Here is an 18947-nt window from a genome sequence, read left to right as displayed (position 1 = left end):
TCGACAACATCTAATCCCGCTCCCAAGCCATGATGATTGCCTTACTACTCCTTGGGCTGGCCACTTTTGGCTACCTCTGCTACGTGCTGCTAAAGCCGGAGAAATTCTAATGCAGCGGCCAGTTTTCAGTTGCCAGTGCGCAACACGCTTTCTACCGAAAACTGACAACTCGTAACTGACAACTCATACCTACTATGTCCTCTGAACTTATTGGCATTGCCGTCATTTTTGGCGTAACAGTGCTGCTGGCCATCCCGCTGGGCCGCTACCTGGCCACCGTGTACCGCGGCGACAAAAGCTGGTCCGACTTCCTGGCGCCTCTAGAGCGGCTGCTGTTCCGCATCGGCGGCATCGATGCCGGCCGGGGCATGACCTGGCAGCAGCATATGGTGGCCCTGCTCACCATCAACTTAGTGTGGTTCCTCTTTGCCATGCTCATCCTGTGTACCCAAGGCGTGCTGCCGCTCAACCCCGACGGCAACCCTTCCATGTCGCCCGACCTGGCGTTTAACACCGCCATTTCGTTTCTGGTGAACTGCAACCTGCAGCACTACTCGGGCGAAAGCGGCCTGACCTACCTCTCGCAAATGGTGGGCATCATGTTCCTGCAATTTGTGACGGCGGCTACGGGTATGGTCGCTTGCGTGGTGGTGTTCAACGCCCTGCGCAACCGGACTACTGACAAGCTGGGCAACTTCTACGTGTATTTCGTGCGGAGCATCACACGGGTGCTGCTGCCGCTTTCGTTGATAGTGGGTTTGATTCTGGTCTTCCAGGGCACGCCGATGACGTTTGCCGGCAAGCAGGCGCTGATTACAATGCAGGGCGACACGACGGCCGTGAGCCGCGGCCCGGCCGCCGCCATGATTGCCATCAAGGAGCTGGGCACCAACGGGGGCGGTTTCTTCGGCGCCAACTCGGCCCACCCGCTCGAAAATCCGACCTATCTCACCAACATGGTCGAGAACATTGCGCTGGTTTTGATTCCAATTGCCCTGGTGTTTGCCCTCGGCCACTACCTGCGCCGCCGCCGGCTTTCCTACACGGTGTTCGGGGTGATGACGGCCGGTTTCCTGATGCTGCTGGCTCCCACCGTCTACTATGAGATGCAGGGCAACCCGGCCATCGCCCAGATGGGCGCCGATATGAATTTGGGCGCGATGGAAGGCAAGGAGATTCGCCTGGGCACGGCCGCTTCGGCCTACTGGGGCATCACCAATACCATCATTTCCTGCGGCTCGGTCAACTCGATGCACGACTCGCACATGCCGATTTCGGGCATGAGTGAGATGCTGGGCATGATGACCAACGCCTTTTATGGCGGTGTGGGGGTGGGCTTCCTCAACTTCTTCGTGTTCGTCATCATTGCCGTGTTTATCTCGGGGCTGATGGTGGGCCGGACCCCCGAATTCCTGGGCAAGAAGATTGAGGCCCGCGAGATGAAAATTGCCATTATCGTGGCCCTGTTGCATCCGCTGATGATTCTGGCCGGCACGGCCATGGCGGCTCACCTCCTCGTCAGCAACCCCACCGAATACGCCGGCTGGCTGGCCAACCCCGGCTACCACGGCTTCTCGGAGATGCTCTACGAGTACACCTCGGCGGCCGCCAACAATGGCTCGGGCTTCGAGGGCCTGGGCGACAACACGCCCTGGTGGAACATCAGCACCGGCGTGGTGCTGTTGCTAAGCCGCTACCTGCCCATCATCGGCCCGGTGGCCATTGCCGGCATATTGGCCAGCAAAAAGTACACTCCTGAAAGCGCCGGCACCCTGCGCGTCGATACGGCCACGTTCGGCCTGATGGTCTTCTTCGTCATCTGGATTATTGCCGCCCTGGCCTTCTTCCCCGCCCTGGCCCTAGGTCCGCTAGCCGAGCATTTCAGCCTCTATTAGAGCTTGGTGCTTAGTTGTTAGTGCTTAGGTCGATGTGCTGGAAAATGGTGAATACTGCGCGCAATTTCCAGCACATCAACCTGCAACCTAAGCCTGACGGCTAAGCCGTACCGAACGAGTACCAAAATCTAAGCACTAAGCACAAATGAAAAATCAATCTCTCTTTCAATCCGCGCTGGTTTCGGAGGCCATTAAGCAGGCTTTCGTGAAACTCGACCCGCGGGTGATGGTGCGTAACCCGGTGATGTTTACCGTGGAACTGGGCACCGTGGTAATGCTGCTCGTGACGCTGGGGCTACTCGTGCAGCCCGACCCTACTCAGGGCAGCTTCGGCTACAACTTCACCGTGTTTCTGGTGTTGCTGCTCACGCTGCTGTTCGCCAATTTCGCCGAGGCCATTGCCGAGGCGCGGGGTAAGGCCCAGGCCGAAAGCCTGCGCAAAACCCGCGAAGAAACCCCCGCCCGCGTGGTGGACGAGCGCGGCACCGAGCGCCTGGTGTCATCTTCACAGCTCCGCAAAGGCCAGTTTTTTCTGGTGGATGCTGGCGAAATCATTCCTACCGATGGCGAAATCGTGGAGGGTTTGGCTACCATCGACGAGTCGGCCATTACGGGCGAATCGGCCCCGGTAATCCGGGAAGCCGGCGGCGATAAGTCGAGCGTAACGGGTGGCACCAAGGTGCTGTCCGACCGCATCAAAGTAGTGGTGACCACCGAGCCGGGCGAGTCGTTTCTCGACAAGATGATTGCGCTGGTAGAAGGTGCTTCGCGGCAGAAAACGCCCAACGAAATTGCCCTCACCATTCTGCTGGCCGGCTTTACGCTGGTGTTCATCATCGTCTGCATTACGCTCCAGCCCTTCGCGGCCTACGCCAACACGCCCATTGCGGTGGCCTCGTTTATTGCCCTGTTCGTGTGTCTGATTCCGACCACGATTGGCGGATTGCTGTCGGCCATCGGTATTGCCGGCATGGACCGCGCGCTGCGGGCCAACGTCATCACCAAGAGCGGCAAAGCCATGGAAACGGCCGGCGACATCGACGTGCTGCTGCTGGATAAAACCGGCACCATCACCATCGGTAACCGCAAAGCCACCCACTTCTGGCCCGCGCCCGGCGTGGCAATGACGCAATTCGTGGAATCGGTTACCCTAAGCTCGCTGACGGATGAAACGCCCGAAGGCAAGAGCATTGTGGAACTAGCCCGCGACAACAAGATTGACCCCGCCCAGCTGAAAAGCCGTTTGGATGGCGCTGAGCTCATCAAGTTCACGGCTGAAACCCGGAGCAGCGGCGTGACGCTGGCCGACGGCACCAGTCTGCGCAAGGGCGCGGCCGACGCCATTCGCCGCCTGAGCGAAGCGGCTGGCCGGCCGTATCCGGCTGAGGTAGCCACCCGCGTGGCCGCAGTGGCCAGCAACGGCGGCACCCCGCTGGTACTGAGCCAGAACGACGAGGTACTGGGCGTAGTTGAACTCCAGGATATCATCAAGCCCGGCATCCAGGAGCGGTTTGAGCGCCTGCGCCGCATGGGCATCAAAACGGTGATGGTAACCGGCGACAACCCGCTCACGGCCAAGTTTATTGCCGAAAAAGCCGGCGTCGATGACTTCATTGCCGAGGCTAAGCCCGAGGACAAGATGCAGTACATCCGCGCCGAGCAGCAGCTGGGCAAGCTGGTGGCCATGATGGGCGACGGCACCAACGATGCGCCCGCCCTGGCCCAGGCCGACGTAGGGGTAGCCATGAACTCGGGCACCCAGGCCGCCAAGGAAGCCGGCAACATGGTCGACCTCGACAACGACCCCACCAAGCTCATCGAGACAGTGGAAATCGGCAAGCAGCTGCTCATGACTCGCGGCACGCTGACCACGTTCAGCATCGCCAACGACGTGGCCAAGTACTTCGCCATCGTGCCGGCGCTGTTCATGGTGGCCATTCCGGCCCTCGGCGCGCTCAACGTCATGGGCCTGAAGTCGCCCCAGTCGGCTATTCTCTCAGCCGTGATTTTCAACGCGCTGCTGATTCCGGCCCTGGTGCCGCTGGCGTTGCGCGGCGTGGCTTACAAGCCCGTTGGCGCCTCGGCCCTGCTGCGCCGCAACCTGCTCATCTACGGCCTCGGCGGCGTCATCGCGCCCTTCATCGGCATCAAGCTGATTGACCTGGTAGTGGGGCTGTTCGTGTAGCTTCTTACCAAGCCGTTCTGACCAACTCAGCAGGTCATTCTGACCCGGTTCCGGCAATCTGCGCCAATCAAGCGAACGGCTTAAGTACTATTTTACTGCTGATTATCAGCTTGGTAAACTACGGGTGGTGCTTGTAATGACAAACGGGCCGGAATTGGCAGATAGCCTACCAACATACTGCCCAACTGCTTTCTGCGGCCTTGCGCCGCGCACTTCTAAAACCATGAAAAACAATCTTGTTTCCGCTTTTCGTTTGACGCTGGCCCTGCTGGTGCTCTGCTGCGTCGTGTATCCGGCCATCGTGTGGGGCGCGGCTCAGTTGGCTCCCGGTCAGGGCCAGGGCGTGCAGGTGTCGCACCAGGGTCGGGTAGTCGGCTTCGATAATGTGGGTCAGAAATTCGACCGGCCCGAGTACTTTAATACCCGGCCCTCGGCCGTGGATTACCGCGCCGACGGCTCGGGCGGCTCCAACAAAGGGCCAACCAACCCGCAGTACCTAGCCGAAGTGAATACTCGCGTGGCCGCCTTCCTGCAGCAAAACCCCAACGTGAAATCGGGCCAGGTACCGGTGGAGCTGGTAACGGCCAGCGGTTCGGGCCTCGACCCGCACCTCTCGCCAGCCGGCGCGTATGCCCAGGTGGAGCGCGTGGCCCGGCTGCGCGGTCTGCCCGCCGCCCGCGTAAAGGCCCTGGTAGCCGCCCACGTGCAGGAGCCTATCTTCGTTATGCTCGGCCCTTCAAAAGTAAACGTGCTCCAGCTCAATTTGGCGCTGGATTCTCTCTCCAGAAAATAGCTGTTGGTGCGAAACCGGTAAGGGCGGGGCTTAGCCCCGCCCTTACAACGTGCCATTATTGCAGTTGGCCGCTGAACTCTCAACTTACTTCATCAATGAAAAAACTTCTTACGCTGAGCCTGGCCTTATTAGCCGCCGGCGGGGCTACGGCCCAGACTGCCGCTACTGATTCGGTAGCCACTGCCAATCCGCTGACCTTTTATGGCTTTGTGGATGGCTATTACGGTTACGATTTCAAAAACAACAACACCCAAAGCCGCCCCGGCTTTCTCTACTCGCACAACCGCCAGAACGAGTTCACCATCAACCAGGGCGTGGTGGGGCTGCGCTACGATAACGGCCAGGTGCGCGGGGCTATCGGCCTGCACGCCGGCTCCTACGTGTCGGCCAACTACGCGGCCGAAGACCAGGTATTCAAGCACATCTACGAGGGTTACGCCGGCTTCCGGCCCTTCGAGAAAGCCTGGCTCGACGTGGGTGTTTTCGCCTCGCACATCGGCTTCGAGTCGGCCCTGAGCAAGGATAACTGGACGCTGACCCGCTCGCTGATGGCCGAAAACTCGCCCTACTACGAGGCCGGCGCGCGCTTCACCTACGAGGTGGCCCCGCAGTTGACGCTGACCGCTCTGGCGCTCAACGGCTGGCAGAACCTGCAGGATAACAACCAGGGCAAGGCCCTCGGTACCCAGATTCAGTGGCGGCCCACCGCCAGGCTGCTCATCAACTCCAGCGGCTTCTACGGCAACGAGCAGCCCCAGGACTCGGTGCGCCGCCGCCGCTACTTCCACAATTTCTACGCGAGCTACGCCGCCACCGACCGCCTGAGCCTGGCGCTGGTGTTCGACGTGGGCAAGCAGGAAAGCGAGCGGCGCGGCGACAAGGCCGACACCTGGCACACGGGTGCCGCTTTCGTGCGCTACCAGCTGGCCCCCAAGTGGTCGGCCACGGCCCGCGCCGAGTACTACAACGCCGAGCGTGGCGTCATTATCCGCACGATTTCCCCACTGCCCGCCGACACTGACTTCAAAATAAAAGCCGCCTCGCTCAACCTCGATTACGCCCCCACCGCCAACGTGGTGTTCCGGGTCGAAGGTCGGGTGATGGACGCCAAACGGCCCATTTTCGAGCAGCGCGACAACCGCACTTCGGACACCTACGGCAACCTGACGAGCAGCATCGCCCTGTCTTTCTGAGCTATTTGAACGAAAGAAAAGAACGTCATGCTGAGCGAAGTCGAAGCATCTCTACCGCTTCGTTGCAATCGATAGGATTAGCATTGCGGTAGAGATGCTTCGACTTCGCCCAGCATGACGTTCTTTTTCGCTAACCGCTAACCGCTAACCGCTAACTGCTCAAAACAAAAACATGGATGAGCGCGACGAATCGGCGGAGCGGTTTCTGCGCCTGGTGCAGCAGCGGCGGCGCGGGCGGCTGAAGGTGTATCTGGGGCTGGCGGCCGGGGTGGGCAAAACCTATCGGCTGCTGCAGGAAGCGCACGAGCTGCGCCGCCAGGGCGTGAACGTGGTGCTGGGCTATGTCGAAACCCACGGCCGCCTCGAAACCGTGGCCCAGATGCGCGACCTGCCCGAAGTGCCCCGTAAAACGCTGTTCTATAAGGGCCGGGCGCTGGAGGAAATGGACCTCGGCGCCATCATTCAGCGCCGGCCCGCCGTGGTGGTGGTCGATGAGCTGGCCCACTCCAACGTGCCCGGCTCGAAAAACGAGAAGCGCTGGCAGGACGTGGAGGAGTTGCTGAAAGCGGGAATTTCGGTGCTCACGGCCCTGAACGTGCAGCACCTGGAAAGCCTGCACGACCAGGTGCTCAAAATAACCGGCACCGACGTAACCGAGCGGGTGCCCGACCAGGTGCTGCGCGACGCCGACGAGGTGGTGAACGTGGACTTGACCGTGGGTGAGTTGCGCGGCCGGCTCGAAGAAGGCAAAATCTACGACCCGGCCAAGGTGCCGGTGGCGCTCAATAACTTCTTCCGGGCCGACAACCTGCTGCAGCTGCGGCGGCTGGCGGTGCGCGAAGTTGCCCAGCTGCTGGGCCAGCAGGTGGAAACCGAAGCCGGCGGGGCCGCCCCCGTGCCCGCCCCCCGCCGCAACGCCGACCGGCTGCTGGCCTGCATCAATACCAACGACCCGGCCGCCCGGCAAATTATCCGCAAGGCCTCGCGGCTGGCTCAGCAGCTGGGTATTGCCACCTGGTACGTGCTCTACGTGCAAACCAGCCGCGAAACCGCCGGCCGCATCAACCTGGCCACCCAGCGCCACCTGCTGCGCAACCTGCAGCTGGTAACCGAGCTGGGCGGCCAGATTCTGCGCGTAAAGAGCGACGATGTGGTGGCTTCCGTCATCAGCATGGTCCGTGAGAAGGAAGCGACCCTGCTCATGTGCGGCATCACCGGCGACAAAACCGCCTGGCAGCGCCTGAGCCGCCGCGGCATCACCCAGGACCTCATCCGCGCCGTGGCTAAGTTAGAGCACGACCTGGGCGTAGATATGTTTCTGGTGACGTACTGAGACCTGCGCGGAATAAATGGACGTTATTTCACGCAGTGTCACGCAGTGTCTCGCAGTGGGCGGCGCAGTGTCTCGCAGTGAACGACCACCCCGAAACACTGCGTCGTCCACTGCGAGACACTGCGTGAAATATAATCGCGCCCCCGAACCTTACAATTATGACCTTCAAAACCAAAATCACCCTAGGGTTTCTGGCGCTACTGGCCCTGCTGCTGGCCCTGGGCGGCTACGCCTTCTACACGGTACGCCAGCTCGACCAAAGCGCCAAAAGTATTCTGAAGGACAACTTCTATAGCGTGCAGTTGGGCCAGCAGATGCTGCGGGCCCTCGACGGGCTGGAACAGCGACCCGACGATGCCGACGAGCTGGCCCGCTTCCGCGAAAGCCTCACCCGCGAGGCCGGCAACATCACGGAGCCCGGCGAGCAGGAAATGGTGGATAGTCTTACGGCGAATTTGGCCCGTTATGAGCGGCTGACCGACGCGGTGGGCGCGGGCGGACGCGGGGCAGTAGTGCGGCAACTGCGCGGGCAAACCCACCGCATGGTGCAGCTGAACATCACCACCCTGCAAGCCAACAACGACCGGGCCACCGCCACGGCCACCCGCGCCGGTTACTACCTGCTGGCCGTTATTGGGCTGAGTGTGCTGACGGCGCTCAGCTTCGTCGTGCAGGTGCCGGCGGCGGCCGTGGCCCCGCTGCAGCGGCTGGCCGTCAGCATTGGGCACGCTACGAATCAGGATTTTTCGGCCACGATTCCAGTGGAGAGCCACGATGAGTTTGGGCAGGTTGCCCAGGCGTTCAACCGGCTGTTGGGGCAGCTCAACGAGTACCGCAACTCGACCATTGCCCAGCTGGTAACCGAGCGCAACCGGGCCGCCAGCATCGTGAATGGGCTCGATGAAGGTCTGTTGCTGCTCGACCAGCACCGCGTGATTCTGCTGGCAAACCCGGTGGCCTGCGAGCTGCTGGGCCTGGAGGCCGACCAGTTGCTGGGCCGCCCCGCTGCCGAGGTGGCCCGTGAAAACGACCTGGTGCGCACCATGCTGCAGCCTTTGGAGCAGGCTGGCAGCACTGGGGGCGAAATTCCACTACTGCACATCACCCAACATGGCGAGGAAGCCTACTTCCAACTCGACGTGCAGGATTTGCTGTCCTTCAATGAAGCCTTGAACCAGAAAGAGTTTGCGGGCCAGATACTGACGCTGCGCAACGTGTCGGACTTCAAGCGGCTCGACCAGGTGAAGTCGAACTTCCTGGCCACCGTGTCGCACGAGCTGAAAACGCCGCTTTCCAGCATGAACATCAACCTGCGGCTGCTGCAGGACGAGCGCCTGCCGGCGGAAGAGCGCCAACGCATAACGGCAGCATCCGGCAGGAAACCCAGCGCCTGCAGCGCATGGTGGGCGAGCTGCTCGACGTGTCGCGCCTCGACGCAGGAGCCGGCATTCATCTCGACCTGCGGCCCACCAACCTGGCCGACGTGGTCCGCTACGCCACGGCCACCGTGCAGGCCCAGCTCACCGACAAGCAAATCCGGCTTGACTTGCAGCTGCCCTTTCATCTATACCCTGTTCGCGCCGATGTGGAAAAGACGACCTGGGTGCTCATCAACCTGCTGGCCAATGCCATTCGCTACTCGCCGACGGGCGAAACAATGACGGTGCGCGCCGAAGCCATAGGCCAGCAGGTGCAGGTGAGCGTGCAGGACCACGGCCCGGGAATTGCCGCCGAGCACCATGAGCGCATTTTCCAGCGCTTTGCCCAGCTGCCCGACCCCAGCGGCTACCGCGGCGGCTCGGGCCTGGGCCTGAGCATCGCCCGCGAGTTCATTGCCACCCAGGGCGGCCGGCTGTGGGTGGAAAGCGAGCTGGGCACCGGCAGCACGTTCTGCTTCATGCTGCCGATCAGCAACTAAAGTCCGGAATGTATCAGGTGGCTACCTCCGGGTGCGGGGCTGGCAGCAACTCGTTGGGCGTGGGCTGCCCGGCGAGCCAGCATCCCAGGGTTTCGAAGCACGTGGAGGCAATGTTGGTCAGCGCGTCGTGGGTCAGGAAGCCCTGGTGGCCCGTTACCAGCACGTTGGGTTGGGCCAGCAGCCGCACCAGCAATTCATCCTGAAGCGGCTGCTGGGAATGGTCGTTGAAAAACAGGCCCTTTTCGTGCTCGTACACGTCGAGCCCCAGGTAGCCCAGCTGACCCGATTCGAGGGCCGCCAGGGCCGCTTCGGTGTCCAGAAGCGCGCCCCGGCCGGTGTTGATGAGCATCACGCCACGCTTCATTTTTGCCAGCTGCGCCGCGTTGAGGATGTGCCGGGTGGCGGGCGTAAGCGGGGCGTGCAGCGAGATGACGTCGGCCTGCGCGCACAGCTCGTCCAATGGCACGTACTCCAGGCCGTAGCGGCGGGTCAGCTCCGCATCGGGCTGAATGTCGTAGCCCAGCAGGCGGCAGCCGAAGCCTTGCAGCAGGCCCGCCAGCGTGCCGCCGATGGTACCGCAGCCGATGATGCCCACCGTTCTGCCGTGCAGGTCGAAGCCCACGAGATTATCGAGCCGGAAGTCTCCGCGCCGCACCTGGGCGTCGGCCTGGCGCAGGTGGCGGTTGAGGGCCAGCATGAGGGCCAGCGTGTGCTCGGCAATGGCGAAGGGCGAGTAGTGCGGCACGGTGGCCACGCGCAGGCCCAACCGGTGGGCGGCGGGCAGGTCCACGTTGTCATGGCCGGCGGCGCGCATCAGCAGGTAGCGCACGCCCAGCGCGCCCAGTTTTTCGAGCACCGGCGCCGAGGCGTCGTCGTTCACGAAAAGGGCCACGGCAGTGCTGCCCGCGGCCTGGTCGGCGGTATCCAGCGTCAGGGCCGCATCCACAAAATTGAAAGTGTAGCGGTCCTGCGCCGCGGCATTGAGGTAGGGGCGCTCAAAAGGATAAGCGCTGAATACGGTAACGGTCATGGTAAGTCGTTGAGAAAGTGGGGTGCCCACCGGGCTTTGCCGGGCGCAACGGGCGGGGCTGGCAAGGTAGGCAGCGGGAAAGCGCCGGAAGAGCTCCAGGCAAAAGCGAGCGAAGGACGATACAAGAGTACGCCGCCTGCCTTGCCGGTTCGCTGATAAAAGTCATGCGCCGCGCTTGACATTGCTCATGCCATTTGCTGCTCGTCAGCCCTTTCTTTGTCCGTGCTATTGTCCCTGCTTTAAGTCCTGCCTTATGACGCCTTCCCTGCTGATTCTTACCGATTTCTTCCGGGCCGCCGACCAGGCCCTCGCCTACGCCACCAACCTGGCCGGCCCCCTCGGGGCCCGGCTGGTGCTGCTGCACGTGCGCCGCGACTCACTGCTCGACCCCGAAATGTTCACCGGCGAGCTGTCGAACCTGAGCAAGGAAGCCACGGCGCTGGCTTTGAGCCGGGTGGCCGATGACCTAGCCGTGCCGGTGGTGGTCGAAATCGGGCATGGCCGGGTGGCCTTTGCCGTGGCCGATGCCGTGAGCCGGCACCACCCGCTGCTGGTGGTGCTGGGCCGCCCCGATTACTCGGGCACGCCCGACCAGTTGGTGCAAACCACCGCGCTCGATATCCTGCGTACTGCTCCCTACCCCATGCTGATTGTACCGCACACGGTAGCCAGCAATGCGGTGCCCCGGCGTGTGCTGCTGGCCGTCGATGGGGAAGATTTCACCCTGGGCCTGCACGCCGGCGCCATTCGCCAGCTGGTGCGCATGCTGGGCGTGGAGCTGACGGTGCTCCACGTCGCGCCGGATTCTGCGGCCGCTGTTTCGGAGGAGGAGGTGTTGAATTCGGTGCGGCGCACGGGGGTGGAAATTGACTTGCCGGCCCCCCTGCGCTTCCGCCGCACGGTGGCCGCCCGCCCCGCCGACGGAATTCTGCAGCTGGCCCAGGCCCGCGATACGGACCTGGTGGTGCTGCTGGCGCGGCCCCGCAGTTTCTGGGGCAAGCTGTTCCATAACAGCGTAACGGCCGAGGTGCTGCTGCACAGCACGGTGCCCGTGCTGGTGATCCCGACTATTGCCTAAAGCGGCCCGGCAGTCCGCAACGCACTATTTATTCTGACTTGATGAACGACGACCTGCAACAAAGCCTGGACGATAACGCGAAGCAGTGGCAGGCCCTGTCGCTATCGATTTCGACCACGGAAAAAGCAGCGTTTGCCGCCCGGCACGACCGGCTGTTTGTCACGTACGGCTCCAGCTTTATGGCGCACGTGTACCGGACGGCCTTCGAGCAGGTGCTGGAAAACACGCCCGATGACGAGCGGCGCCGGCTGCTGGCCGCATTGCACCAGGCCATGGAAGGGGCCATTGTGGCGCGCCATTCCACGCACCCCTCCAAGGCGGAGTGCAATGCCTGCCACGCCCGGATACTGCTGCTTTAGCCAGCCCAGCCTGGCGGGTCGCTGGGCCCTTTCTCTACTAAGCCTACTGTCTCATGGTAACGACCACCGACCTCGCGCCGACCCCGGCCCCGGCCTTCGATACTCTACTTGCGCCGGAAGACCTCCGCCTGATTGATGCCTACTGGCGGGCGGCCAACTACATAGCGGTGGGGCAGATGTATTTGTATGACAACCCGTTGCTGCGCGAGCCGTTGACGCTGGCGCACATCAAGCCGCTGCTGCTCGGGCATTGGGGCACCACGCCGGGCCAGAACTTCATCTACACCCACCTCAACCGGGTAATTGGCAAGTACGACCTGGACATGTTCTACGTGTGCGGCCCCGGCCACGGCGGCCCGGCGGTGGTGGCCGGCACTTACCTGGAAGGCACTTACAGCGAAGTTTACCCTGCCATTAGTCAGGATGAAGAGGGACTACGGCGGCTGTTTCGGCAGTTCTCGTTTCCGGGCGGCATTTCCAGCCACGCGGGCCCCCAGACGCCGGGCTCCATCCACGAGGGCGGTGAGCTGGGCTACTCGCTGAGCCACGCGTTCGGGGCCGTGTTCGATAACCCCGACCTGCTGGTGGCCTGCGTGATTGGCGACGGGGAGGCCGAAACCGGCCCGCTGGCTACCGCCTGGCACGCCAACAAGTTCCTCGACCCCGCCACCGACGGTGCGGTGCTGCCCATTCTGCACCTCAACGGCTACAAGATTTCCAACCCCACGGTGCTGGCCCGCATCACGCCCGAAGAGCTTGACCAGCTGCTGCGCGGCTACGGCTGGACGCCCTACTATGTGGAAGGCCACGAGCCCGCGCTGATGCACCAGGCCATGGCGGCGGCCCTCGATGCGGCGGTGGAAAACATCCTGGCCATCCAGCACAACGCCCGAATCCAGACCGACCCCACCCGGCCGCGCTGGCCGCTGCTGGTGCTCCGCTCGCCCAAGGGCTGGACCGGCCCGAAGGAAGTGGACGGCCTAGCCAACGAAGGGACGTTCCGCGCCCACCAGGTGCCGCTGGCCGTGTCGGCCGACGCCCCGGCCGCGCATTTGGCGCAGCTGGAAGATTGGCTCAGAAGCTATAGGCCCGAAGAGCTGTTCGATGCCGCGGGCCGCCTACTACCCGAGCTGGCCGAGTTAGCTCCGCGGGGCAACCGGCGGATGGGCGCCAACCCCCATGCCAATGGCGGCCTGCTGTTGCGGCCCCTGCTGCTGCCCGACTTTGCCGATTACGCCGTGGACGTACCATCGCCCGGCACCGTGGAGGCCAGCGACACGGGCACGGTGGGGAAGTTTTTGCGCGATGTAGTGGCGCGCAATTCGGAGCCCCGCAACTTTCGGATTTTCGGGCCCGACGAGACGCTGTCCAACAAATTAGGGGCAGTGTTTGAGGCCACCAACCGGCAGTGGGACGCCGCCACCGCCCCGCACGACGAATTTCTGGCAACTTCGGGCAGCGTGGTGGAAATGCTGAGCGAACACCAGTGCGAGGGCTGGCTGGAAGGCTACCTGCTCACCGGCCGGCACGGGCTCTTCAATAGCTACGAGGCGTTCATTCACATCGTCGATTCGATGTTCAACCAGCACGCCAAGTGGTTGAAAACGACGCTCGAAATTCCGTGGCGGCGCAATATTGCCTCGCTCAACTACCTGCTCACGAGCACCGTGTGGCGGCAGGACCACAACGGCTTCACGCACCAGGACCCCGGCTTTATCGACCACGTCGTCAACAAGAAAGCCAGCGTTGTGCGCGTGTATCTGCCGCCGGATGCCAACTGCCTGCTCTCGGTGATGGACCACTGCCTGCGCAGCCGCCACTACGTGAACGTGATTGTGGCCGCCAAGCACCCCGCCCCGCAGTGGCTGAGCATGGACGCGGCCATCAGGCACTGCACCCAGGGCATCGGCATCTGGCCCTGGGCCAGCTCCGACGCCGGCCAGGAGCCCGATGCCGTGATGGCCTGCTGCGGCGACGTGCCCACGCTCGAAACGCTGGCCGCTGTTTCCATCCTGCGCGAGCACCTGCCGGAGCTGAAAATTCGGGTGGTGAACGTGGTGGATTTGCTGCGCCTGCAGCGCAATACTGAGCACCCCCACGGACTGAGCGATGCCGACTACGACGCGCTGTTTACGCGCAACAAGCCGGTGGTTTTTGCTTTCCACGGCTACCCTTGGCTGGTGCATCGCCTCACCTACAACCGCGCCAACAACCCCCACATGCACGTGCGCGGCTACAAGGAGGAAGGCACCATCACGACGGCCTTCGACATGACCGTGCTCAACGAGCTGGACCGCTTCCACCTGGTGATGGACGTGCTCGACCGGGTGCCCCGACTCGGCAACCGCGGCGCCCACCTCAAGCAGCTGCTCCAGGATAAACTCGTGGCCCACAAGCAGTACATCTACCGTTACGGCCAGGATATGCCCGAAATCCGGGACTGGCAGTGGGCAGGTAGGGGAGAGGCATAAGGGCGGTCATGCTGAGCTTGCCGAAGCATCTCTCCCGCTTCGTTGCAATGCTTCTTCAACGAAGCGGGAGAGATGCTTCGCCTACGTTACGACCCTGGCTCAATTCGCCACATGCTCAGCATGACTTTTCCGATGGCCGCCTACTCCAAGCAAAAGCGCGCAACTACTTTATTCTATGGATTATCACCTTCCCCCCGTGGCCGATGTGGCCGCCGCTCTGACTACCTCGCCGGTCGGGCTCGACGCGGCCACGGCCGGGCAGCGCCTGGCCGAGCATGGCCCTAACCAACTGTCCGGCTCCCAGCAGAAAACCGTCTGGCAGTTGCTGCTGCACCAGCTGGCCGACGTGATGATTCTGGTGCTGCTGGCCGCCGCCGGCGTGTCGGTTCTCATTGGTGAGGCTAAGTCGGCCTACGTTATTCTGGCTATTGTGGGGCTAAACGCGGTCATCGGGTTTGTGCAGGAATACCGGGCCGACAAGGCGATAGAGGCCCTGCAAAAAATGGCCGCCAGCCACGCGCAGGTGCTCCGCGACGGCCAGCCGCAACAGGTGCTCACCGCCGGGCTGGTGCCCGGCGACGTGGTGCTGCTCGAAGCCGGCAACGTGATTCCGGCTGATGTGCGCTTTCTGGAAACCTTCACCCTCAAGGTGGACGAGTCGTCGCTGACTGGCGAGTCCAATAACGTGGAGAAAACCGTGGAGGCGCTGCCACCCGGCGACTATTCCCTCGGCGACCGGGTCAACCTGGGCTACAAGGGTACCTCCGTCACCAATGGCCGGGCCACCGCCTACGTGGTAGCGACGGGCATGCGCACCGAGTTGGGCAAGATTGCCGCCCTCATCCAGACGGCCGAAGTGGTGACGCCGTTGCAAAAGCGGCTGGGTACGTTGGGCAAGCGCCTGTCGGTGGCCGCGCTGGTGGTGGGGGCGCTGTTTTTTGCGGTGGGCTGGCTGCGGGGCGAGCCTTGGGAGGACTTGCTGCTGGTGGCTATTTCGCTGGCTATTGCGGCGCTTCCCGAGGCCCTGCCGGCGCTGGTTACCGTGTCGCTGGCGCTGGGGGCGGGGCGGCTCATGCAAAGCCACGCCCTCATCCGCAAGCTGCCGGCCGTGGAAACGCTGGGCTCGGTCACCTACATCTGCACCGATAAAACCGGCACGCTCACGCTCAACCAGATGACGGTGGAGGACCTCTACGAAGTGCCCGCCGTGGCACTGCCCGGCCTGGAGGGCTGCAACGCCCTGCTCACGGCCCTGGCCCTGAATACCGACGCCACCCGCGACCCCGAAAACAACTGGCTGGGCGACTCGACCGAAGTGGCCCTGGCCCGCTACGCGGCCGACAAAGACTATGCCCGCTCCGGGCTGGAAACGCAGTTTCCGCGCCTGGCCGAGCTGCCTTTCGACTCGGAGCGCAAGTGCATGACCACGCTGCACCAAACCCCGGACGGCGTGCTGGTGCTCACCAAAGGGGCCGCCGGCTCGCTCTATAAGCAGCTTGCCACAAGCCAGCAGGCCGGCATTGCCGACCTGCGCCGACGCGTGGATGCGCAGGCCGCGCAGGGCTACCGGGTGCTGGCCTACGGGGCCAAATTGCTCCCCGAACTGCCCGCCGACCTCACCCCGGCCACCGTCGAAACCGACCTTATCTTTCTGGGCTTCGCCAGCCTGATGGACCCGCCCCGCGAAGAGGCCCGCCAGGCCGTGGCCGAATGCAAAACGGCCGGCATCATCCCCGTCATGATTACCGGCGACCACAAGCTCACGGCCAAGGCCATTGCTGAAAAGCTGGGTATCATTTCCTCCGAGGAAGAGCTGGTGCTGACCGGCCCCGAACTGACGGCGCTCGACGAGGCGGCCTTCGCGGCGGTAGTGGAAAAAGTGCGGGTGTACGCCCGCGTCGACCCTGCCCAAAAGCTGCGCATCATCAGTGCCCTGCAGGCCCGGCACCAGTTCGTGGCCATGACGGGCGACGGCGTGAACGATGCGCCGGCCCTCAAAAACGCCGATATCGGTATTGCCATGGGCATCAATGGCACCGAAGTGGCCAAGGAAGCGGCGGCCATGATTCTGCTCGACGACAACTTTGCTACCATTGTGGAGGCCGTGCGGCATGGGCGGCGCATCTACGACAACATCCTCAAGTTTATCCGCTACCTGCTGGCGGGCAGCGTGGGGGAAATAACGGCCCTGTTTTGCGCCCCGTTTTTTGGCCTGCCCGTGCCGTTGCTGGCCATCCATATTCTCTGGATCAACCTGATAACCGACGGCCTGCCCGGCCTGGCGCTGGCCTACGAGCCGTCGGAGAAGAGCACAATGCAGCGCCCGCCCATCGACCCGCGCCAGACCATTTTTGCCGACGGGCTGGGCTGGTTTATCCTGGCCGTGGGGCTGCTGGTGGGCGGCCTCACCATTGGCGTGCAGGCCTGGGCCATCGGGCGGGGCCTGCCGCACTGGCAAACGATGGCCTTTACCGTGCTCTGCTTCAGTCAGCTAGGACTGGCGCTGGCTATTCGCTCGGGCCGCGAATCCATTTTTAGCCTCGGCCTGCTCTCCAACAAACCCATGCTGGGGGCCGTGCTGCTCACCGTGGGCCTGCACCTGACCATCATCTACGTCCCCTTCTGCAACGAGCTGTTCAGTACCCAGCCGCTTACTGTAGCCGAGCTGGGCGTTGCCGCGGCCGTGGCCAGTGTAGTGTTCTGGGCAGTGGAAATCCGGAAGCTCATCATCCGGCGGCGTGGGCTGGCGACCGGGAAGGCACAACCGGCGGTGCAGGCCTTAAGTGCCTCCTGAATTGCAGGCCGCACCGCCTGAGTCCGGCTGCTGCGTCAAGTGCCGCGGCCATGCTAGCGGGTGGCCCACTATGGTTTGTTACCTTGCGACCCTATGCCTGTAACCCGAATCTTACGCCCGCTGGGGCGGCCATTTGCGCAACTCTTCCGCCACGAGGCGGCGGGCGGCATGCTGCTGCTGGCCAGTACCGTGCTGGCCCTGGTGCTGGCCAATAGCAGTTGGGGCCCGGCCCGCTACTTCCCGGCCATCTGGGACGAATACCTGCGCATCAGCGTCCATAATCTCGTAATCGAGCTCTCGCTGCTCCACTGGATAAATGACGGGCTGATGACCCTGTTTTTTCTGATGGTGGGCCTGGAAATCAAGCGCGAGGTGCTGGGGGGCGAGCTGACCTCGTTGCGCCAGGCGGCGCTGCCCATTGCCGGGGCCCTGGGCGGTATGCTGATGCCGGCCCTGCTCTTCACACTCTTCAACTACGGCACGCCCACGGCCGGCGGCTGGGGCATCCCAATGGCCACCGACATTGCCTTTGCGCTGGCCGTGCTGCAATTGCTGGGGCCGCGCGTACCACTCAGCCTCAAGGTGTTTCTCACGGCCCTGGCTATTATCGATGATTTGGGGGTAGTCGCGCTCATTGCCGGCTTCTACACCAAAACCCTGTACCTCAACTACCTGGGCCTGGCCCTCGGCACCTGGGCCCTGCTGCTGGCCTTCAACTACCTGGGCCTGCGCAGCCTGTGGGCCTACCTACCGCTGGGCCTGGTGCTCACCTACTTCATGCTCGAATCGGGCGTGCATGCCACGCTGGCCGGCGTGCTGCTGGCGGCGGCCGTGCCTTTCCGGACCGCCGAACTCCGCCCCGCTATGCTGAGCTGGCTGAACCAGCAGCTGGGCCGGCTGCAAAGCGAAACGCAGCAGGAGGACGCCGACCCGCACGAAATCAGTACCGAAATAGAGACCCTGGGCCGCCGCGGTAGCTCCCCGGCCCAACGCCTGGAGGGCCGGCTGCACACCTTGGTAGTCTTCGTGGTTATTCCGCTATTCGCCTTCGCCAACAGCAGCTTGGTAATTGCCCCGGCGGCCGTGCAAGGGCTGCTCTCGCCGCTGGGGCTGGGCATTTTGGCGGGGCTGGTGGTGGGCAAGCCTCTGGGCGTGGGGCTTCTGAGCTGGGTTGCGGTACGCCTGGGCTGGGCCACACTGCCGCCCGGCGTAAGCTGGCAGCAGATATGGGGCGTGGGCATTCTGGCCGGCATCGGGTTTACCATGTCCATCTTCGTAACGATGCTGGCCCTGGGCCCCGACTCGCCCGATACCGACACGGCCAAGCTCGCGGTGCTGATAGCCTCCGTTTGCGCCAGCGGGCTAGGCTACGCGCTGTTGCGGCGTACGCTGGCCGCGCCAGTGCCGGAATAGCCCGCCGCCCAACCAGGGGCGATACCCGGCCAGCTTGCCCATCAGCCAGCAATGGGCAAACGCCCGCTATGGTTTGCTGACTGCCAGAGTTAGCAAAAACACCGCTTCCGTTACCGCGACGACGCTGTGCGGAATACCCGCGTGCAGTGTCAGCAGCTGCCCGGAAGCCAGCTCGGCCACTTGCGGCCCGGCCGTGAAGGTGATGTGGCCCTCCAGCACCTGCACGCTGATAATGCCCGGGGCAGTGTGCGTTTTCAGCTCGGCGCCGGCGCGCAACGCCAGGAGGACAATGCGCAGGCCATCAGTCTTGTAGGCCGTGATGGAGTTTCGGTCACTTTCCTGCCAGATGGGCTCCTGTCGGATTTGCGTGAGCAGGGCGGGCAGGTCCAGCACGACCATCGGGGCGTCCAGCAGGCGCTGGCCTTCCGGCCGTTGGGGAGTGGCGTCGATTGAGGTAGTTTTCATGATAGGGAGGAATTGGATGG

Annotated in this window: 15 protein-coding genes; 13 read left to right on the top strand and 2 right to left on the bottom strand. The window is 63.3% G+C overall.

The annotated features are described in order from the left end of the window. Window positions 1-29 precede the first annotated feature (29 nt). The 8 genes from kdpF to D0N36_RS10750 all read left to right on the top strand — a co-directional run bounded on the left by kdpF (window position 30) and on the right by D0N36_RS10750 (window position 9317). Window positions 30-110 (top strand): K(+)-transporting ATPase subunit F, encoded by an 81-nt coding sequence (gene kdpF / locus D0N36_RS20265; protein WP_116941399.1) that lies wholly within the window; start codon window positions 30-32, stop codon window positions 108-110. Between the two features lie 84 nt (window positions 111-194). Continuing rightward, complete coding sequence (gene kdpA / locus D0N36_RS10780; RefSeq protein ID WP_116941398.1) at window positions 195-1895, top strand: potassium-transporting ATPase subunit KdpA; 1701 nt, start codon at window positions 195-197, stop codon at window positions 1893-1895. Between the two features lie 145 nt (window positions 1896-2040). Continuing rightward, complete coding sequence (kdpB, locus tag D0N36_RS10775) at window positions 2041-4080, top strand: potassium-transporting ATPase subunit KdpB (RefSeq protein WP_116941397.1); 2040 nt, start codon at window positions 2041-2043, stop codon at window positions 4078-4080. Window positions 4081-4303: 223 nt separating this feature from the next. Beyond that, the gene (gene kdpC / locus D0N36_RS10770; protein ID WP_116941396.1) at window positions 4304-4873 is read left to right on the top strand and encodes a potassium-transporting ATPase subunit KdpC; all 570 of its coding nucleotides are present in this window, start codon (window positions 4304-4306) and stop codon (window positions 4871-4873) included. A gap of 95 nt (window positions 4874-4968) precedes the next feature. Next, on the top strand, window positions 4969-6066 hold the full coding sequence (locus D0N36_RS10765; protein ID WP_116941395.1) for a porin: 1098 nt from the start codon (window positions 4969-4971) through the stop codon (window positions 6064-6066). 172 nt (window positions 6067-6238) lie between these two features. Continuing rightward, window positions 6239-7399, top strand: a complete 1161-nt coding sequence (locus tag D0N36_RS10760; protein WP_116941394.1) for a sensor protein KdpD — start codon at window positions 6239-6241, stop codon at window positions 7397-7399. A 158-nt stretch (window positions 7400-7557) separates the two neighbouring features. Next, a complete protein-coding gene (locus tag D0N36_RS10755) occupies window positions 7558-9060 on the top strand; it encodes a HAMP domain-containing protein (protein ID WP_116941393.1) in 1503 nt (500 codons plus the stop codon). After that, the gene (locus D0N36_RS10750) at window positions 8985-9317 is read left to right on the top strand and encodes a sensor histidine kinase (RefSeq protein WP_190242625.1); all 333 of its coding nucleotides are present in this window, start codon (window positions 8985-8987) and stop codon (window positions 9315-9317) included. The genes D0N36_RS10755 and D0N36_RS10750 overlap by 76 nt, the downstream gene beginning before the upstream one ends. Window positions 9318-9330: 13 nt before the next feature. Here D0N36_RS10750 and D0N36_RS10745 read toward each other — a convergent pair whose 3' ends face one another. Next, window positions 9331-10347: a 2-hydroxyacid dehydrogenase gene (locus tag D0N36_RS10745; protein WP_116941391.1), complete on the bottom strand. Its 1017-nt coding sequence runs from the start codon at window positions 10345-10347 to the stop codon at window positions 9331-9333. A gap of 253 nt (window positions 10348-10600) precedes the next feature. Here D0N36_RS10745 and D0N36_RS10740 point away from each other — a divergent pair, with 253 nt between their 5' ends. From D0N36_RS10740 to nhaA, 5 genes are all read left to right on the top strand, one after another. Next, on the top strand, window positions 10601-11425 hold the full coding sequence (locus tag D0N36_RS10740) for a universal stress protein (protein WP_190242624.1): 825 nt from the start codon (window positions 10601-10603) through the stop codon (window positions 11423-11425). A 38-nt stretch (window positions 11426-11463) separates the two neighbouring features. Next, window positions 11464-11784 carry a hypothetical protein gene (locus tag D0N36_RS10735; RefSeq protein WP_147320835.1) on the top strand — a complete coding sequence of 107 codons (321 nt, stop codon included), beginning with the start codon at window positions 11464-11466 and terminating at the stop codon, window positions 11782-11784. A gap of 53 nt (window positions 11785-11837) precedes the next feature. Beyond that, window positions 11838-14255, top strand: a complete 2418-nt coding sequence (locus D0N36_RS10730; protein ID WP_116941388.1) for a phosphoketolase family protein — start codon at window positions 11838-11840, stop codon at window positions 14253-14255. A gap of 175 nt (window positions 14256-14430) precedes the next feature. Beyond that, window positions 14431-17049, top strand: coding sequence for a cation-translocating P-type ATPase (locus tag D0N36_RS10725; RefSeq protein ID WP_116941387.1), 2619 nt, complete (start codon window positions 14431-14433; stop codon window positions 17047-17049). 93 nt (window positions 17050-17142) lie between these two features. Next, window positions 17143-18462, top strand: a complete 1320-nt coding sequence (gene nhaA / locus D0N36_RS10720; RefSeq protein WP_116941386.1) for a Na+/H+ antiporter NhaA — start codon at window positions 17143-17145, stop codon at window positions 18460-18462. Window positions 18463-18528: 66 nt separating this feature from the next. Here the strand turns inward: nhaA and D0N36_RS10715 are convergent, their stop codons facing one another. Further along, a complete protein-coding gene (locus D0N36_RS10715; protein WP_116941385.1) occupies window positions 18529-18927 on the bottom strand; it encodes a cupin domain-containing protein in 399 nt (132 codons plus the stop codon). Between the last annotated feature and the right edge of the window lie 20 nt (window positions 18928-18947).

Origin of the sequence: Hymenobacter lapidiphilus (assembly GCF_003417065.2) — a bacterium.
GTDB lineage: Bacteria > Bacteroidota > Bacteroidia > Cytophagales > Hymenobacteraceae > Hymenobacter.
The sequence above is the reverse complement of the archived record's forward strand: the minus strand, read 5'-3'. Positions and strand labels throughout refer to the sequence as shown.

What these genes read in the sequence shown, in the direction of transcription:
- kdpB (WP_116941397.1), top strand. Translation starts at nt 2,041, where the DNA reads ATGAAAAATCAATCTCTCTTTCAATCCGCGCTGGTTTCGGAGGCCATT.
- D0N36_RS10755 (WP_116941393.1), top strand. Translation starts at nt 7,558, where the DNA reads ATGACCTTCAAAACCAAAATCACCCTAGGGTTTCTGGCGCTACTGGCC.
- D0N36_RS10745 (WP_116941391.1), bottom strand. Translation starts at nt 10,347, where the DNA reads ATGACCGTTACCGTATTCAGCGCTTATCCTTTTGAGCGCCCCTACCTC.
- D0N36_RS10715 (WP_116941385.1), bottom strand. Translation starts at nt 18,927, where the DNA reads ATGAAAACTACCTCAATCGACGCCACTCCCCAACGGCCGGAAGGCCAG.
- D0N36_RS10725 (WP_116941387.1), top strand. Translation starts at nt 14,431, where the DNA reads ATGGATTATCACCTTCCCCCCGTGGCCGATGTGGCCGCCGCTCTGACT.
- kdpF (WP_116941399.1), top strand. Translation starts at nt 30, where the DNA reads ATGATGATTGCCTTACTACTCCTTGGGCTGGCCACTTTTGGCTACCTC.
- nhaA (WP_116941386.1), top strand. Translation starts at nt 17,143, where the DNA reads ATGCCTGTAACCCGAATCTTACGCCCGCTGGGGCGGCCATTTGCGCAA.
- D0N36_RS10740 (WP_190242624.1), top strand. Translation starts at nt 10,601, where the DNA reads ATGACGCCTTCCCTGCTGATTCTTACCGATTTCTTCCGGGCCGCCGAC.
- D0N36_RS10730 (WP_116941388.1), top strand. Translation starts at nt 11,838, where the DNA reads ATGGTAACGACCACCGACCTCGCGCCGACCCCGGCCCCGGCCTTCGAT.
- kdpC (WP_116941396.1), top strand. Translation starts at nt 4,304, where the DNA reads ATGAAAAACAATCTTGTTTCCGCTTTTCGTTTGACGCTGGCCCTGCTG.
- D0N36_RS10760 (WP_116941394.1), top strand. Translation starts at nt 6,239, where the DNA reads ATGGATGAGCGCGACGAATCGGCGGAGCGGTTTCTGCGCCTGGTGCAG.
- D0N36_RS10765 (WP_116941395.1), top strand. Translation starts at nt 4,969, where the DNA reads ATGAAAAAACTTCTTACGCTGAGCCTGGCCTTATTAGCCGCCGGCGGG.
- kdpA (WP_116941398.1), top strand. Translation starts at nt 195, where the DNA reads ATGTCCTCTGAACTTATTGGCATTGCCGTCATTTTTGGCGTAACAGTG.